This is a genomic window from Stenotrophomonas sp. P5_B8 (assembly GCF_054049855.1).
Genome location: NZ_JBFULO010000370.1, coordinates 1 through 3,939 on the forward strand (window position 1 = coordinate 1; position 3,939 = coordinate 3,939).

Sequence of the window (3,939 nt, forward strand, 5' to 3'; positions counted from 1 at the left end):
GTGCTCGGCAGCGTTGAACGGCAAGCTCTGCTCATCATTGAACGCGGCCAACGCGTGGGCCATCTCCGCACGCAAGGCGAGCTGGCCTTCATCGGACCCGAACAGGCGTGCGATCGCGTCTGCGCCGGCCTGCCGTGCCGGCCACTGCGCCACGTCCTCGCGACGCTGCTGCGCCGCCCAGAACAGCATCGCCAGTGCGCGCACGCGTGGGGCATGCCGCAAGGTCCCCGCCGCCTGCTGCAGGGGCAGCAGCGCGCGCAGGATGGTGGCGGCATCGTGGTCGTGGATACCGCGTTCGTAGCCTTCCCGATAACGCGGTGCGGCGAAATCACGCACGCTGCGGTCCAGCGCGTCCGGCTCGGCCGCGCTGTGCTGCAGCGTGGCCAGGTCCAGCCCCTCGCGCCCCTCCATCGCCGCGCGCAACACGCTGCCGGCCAGGTACTCGCCGCGGTACAGCGTGGCCGATTCCGAATCCAGGCTGAGCTGCCAGTACGGCTTGAGTTCGGCCAGTTCCGGGTCGTGCAGGGTCTCCAGGAAATCGGTGCCGGTCAGGTGGATGGCCAGTTCGTCGCCGCGCGGCAGGATGGTCAGGTCCAGGGCCTGGGTGTTGACGCTGAAACGATGGCGCGGGCCCAGCCGCACCACGTTGCCACCGGCTTCGAACAGATCGCTGCGGTCGCGCAGCGCGCGCACGGCCTGGTCGCGCACACCCTTCAGGCGCGACTCGATGTCGTCGGCCTTGACGCTGTCGCGCAGGCTGCGCAGGCGCTCGGCCAGTTCACGCAGCTTGAGGATCAGCGGATCGCCGGCAAAGAACGCGTTGAGCTCGTCGGTGGTGGCGAAGCGCTCGGTGCGTTTGGCCAGCCCGTCGAGGATGCGGTTGGCCGCGTCCAGCACCGAGCGCGCCTTGCGCTGGCGTTCGTCCTGCAACGCCTGCTTGTGCGCTTCGAAGGCCTCGATCAGTTCTTCGCGTTTGGCCAGGATGTCGCCGAGGAACTGCTCATGCTCACCGAACTGGCTTTCCAGCTCCTCCAGCTGGACCAGCAGGCGCGACATCTGCTCGTCGGCACGCTCCGGATCGGTGGCCATCGCCAGGGCACTGGTGATGGCCTGGGAGAACAGCGCGAACTGCGCGGCGAACTGCGCCACCGCTTCGGCCGAGCCGAGGCTGCGGCGGCGTTGCTCGGCACGTGCACGGGTCTGGTTGAGGCGTGCGTAGATTGCCGAGATCGCCTCGACCACGCGGGTGCGTGCGGTGGCGTCATCGACCTTCAGGCCGGCCATCAGCTCGGACAGCATGTCCAGGTCGGCCGACATCGCGCGCAGCCCGGCCAGCTGCTCATCCAGTACGCGCGCGCTCTCAGCCTCTTGCGCGGCCGCGTCCAGCACCTGCAGGCGTTCGCCCAGCGGCGCCAGCGCGGCGTCGCCGGCGAGGAACTCCCCGGTGGCCGCCCCGATGCTGTCCTGGGCCTGCTGCAGGCCGGCGGTCATCGCATCGATCAGGTCGGTGTCGATGTAGCGGTAATCGCGGATGGTAAGCAGGTGGCCGCGTTGGGCCGAGATCGCGTTGAGCGCCTCGACGAAGGCCTGCACCTGCGTCCAGTTCTCCGGCTGCAGGCGCGCGAGCAGGGCCTTCTGCGCACTCTGCGCCTGGGCCATGGCCTGCGCGGACTGCGCACGGATCGACTGCACCTTTTCGTACTCGTCCAGCACCGACTCGCCGGTGCTGCTGACGTCGCGCAGCAGGCTGGCGGCGCCGCTGCACTGTTCATCGTCCAGCCAATGGTGGGCATCGAACAGGCGGCGGGTGTCCTGCACCAGGCGCTGGTAGCGCTGCACCGAGGCGTCCCCGCCCTCGATGGTCCGGGCCAGGTCGAAGAGATTGGAGATGCCGCGCACCAGTTCGGCATTGCCGATGCGGCCCATGAAGGTATTGCCGGGCGGCCGGCTGGCGGCGAACTCATCGCTGCTGAAGGGCGTCTGCCAGACCTGCATGGCGTGGATGCGGGTGGGCTCGCTGCCCTCGGCGTGGAACAGCACCATGCGCCCATCGTGCATGAACGCGTAGCCGTGACCGAACACCGGGTTCTGCAGCACGCGCTGGATGGTGTTGTAGACGAACAACGCCGAGCGGCCGCCTTCGCGCTCGTAGAAGATGTACAGCACGTCCTCGCCGTTGGGCGAGCGGATGGCACGCTTGAACTGCATGCCGTCCATCGCCGCGTCGAAGGCCTTGTGCTCGCCGTTCTGCAGGTAATAGCCGCCGGGGAAGATGATGCCGTGGTCTTCAGGCAGCTGCACGCAGGCCTGCACGATGGCATCGTTGCGGGTGATGTTGCCGGTGAGGGTGTTGTAGATCAGGCCGCGCCATACGGTCTCGCGGTACGGCAATACCTTGAGCAGGATCAGTGACCCGACCCGGGCGAATTCGAACTGGGCATCGTCCAGCGACTGGGTGCTGTCCTCGACCGGTTCGCTGTAGACGCCCTGCCCGCTTTCGGTGTTGTTCTCGACCTTGATCGTCAGGTCGCCACCGGTGGTTTCCACGAAGAGGGTGTCGAGGATGTTCAGATGCGCGTGGCGACCGGTGACGGCCATGTCGCGGGTGGCGCGGCTCCACTCGAAATCGAACGGTGGCGGCAGCGCGATATCGCGCTCGCCACGGGCATYGAGGTAGGTCAATTCGCCATCGCGGGCCAGCGCCCAGCGGAATACGCGTACGTCGCTGCTGCGTTCGCCGATCTGGAAGGCAGCGAGCAGCTTGTCGCCGATCACGATCAGCTGCAGCAGGCGCGCGTGCTTGTAGTAGGCGTAGAGCTCGCCGAAATCGTGCACGAAGCCGGGCTGGGCCAGGAAACTGCCCTTGGCCTCCACCGGTACGACGTCGTAGCCGTCGTTGGCCTGCACCAGCCGGTACAGCCCGAACACGTCCTCGACCCGGGTCTGGGTCTTGAGGCCGATGAAGACGTTGTAGCCGAACAGCAGCAGGTCCGGGCCGACCTGGACGATGTCGCGGCCGACGCAGTTGTTCTCGCTGCGGATGCGGAAGCGCCCGGTGACCTCCAGCCGGCTGTCGCCGAACTCGGCCAGGCGCTGCCGGTTCAGGGCATCGGCGACCGTGCGCAGGCGGCTACCCTGCTCGTCCAGGCGGCGGCGCAGCACTTCATAGGCGCCGCCTTGGGCGACGGCCTGGTCGACGCTGGCGGTGGCGTCCGGCACGGACGGCTCGGGACGGTTGGCGGTATCGGACATCGGCTTCCTTCCGGCTCACGGACAACCGGCCGGGCGAGCCGGCCGGGGATGGCGTGGCGGCGGCATCAACGCCACCGCCGGGGGCGGAGCGCGCCTTCTCGGGCGGCGCTCCGATACCGCTGACTCAGCGGGTTTCGACCACGTCTGCGGTCACGACCGTGGGCGTCGCGTCGACCACCTCTTCAGGGATCTGCCGCGGCGCTTGTTCGCGCGGGGTCACGCCGAGGTAGCGCTGCATCAGGTCCTGCACGATCGGGCTCTTGCCGGCCAGGCCTTCGATGGACTTGCCCAGCGAGACGGCCTTGATCAGGTTCTCGAACATGCCGCCGTCGCCGCCGACCAGGTCGATGTCGGCATTGCGCAGCGCGCTGGCGATGACGCCGGCGTTTTCGCGCGAGACTTCCTTGCCGGCTTCGATGGACGCCAGGGCCTGGGTGAGGCTGTTGTCGAGCATCATGCGGAACTCTTCATGACCGCGCGCGGTGTCGCTGAGCGAGGCGATCGCCTCGAACTTGCGGACCAGGCCCTCGGCCTCGGCGAGCAGCTTCTTCTGCACCACGCCGGCTTCGGCGCCACCGAGCGACTCGGTCGCGCTGGCACGGGCGCGGCCCATCTGCTCTTCACCCTGGGCCTGGGCCTGCAGGTTCTCGGCGAGCACGCGGGCCTCGTTGGTGCCCTGCTTGAGGT

The 3,939-nt window shown here is 68.3% G+C and carries 1 protein-coding gene and 1 pseudogene; both read right to left on the reverse strand.

Annotated elements, in window-relative coordinates; translation table 11 throughout:
• Positions 1–3,252, reverse strand: a 3,252-nt coding sequence (locus ACXJKH_RS16500; protein WP_457320920.1) for a DNA repair ATPase, incomplete at its 3' end; no start/stop codon positions are given.
• Positions 3,253–3,376: 124 nt separating this feature from the next.
• Positions 3,377–3,939: pseudogene (locus ACXJKH_RS16505) on the reverse strand (hypothetical protein); the annotation flags it as partial.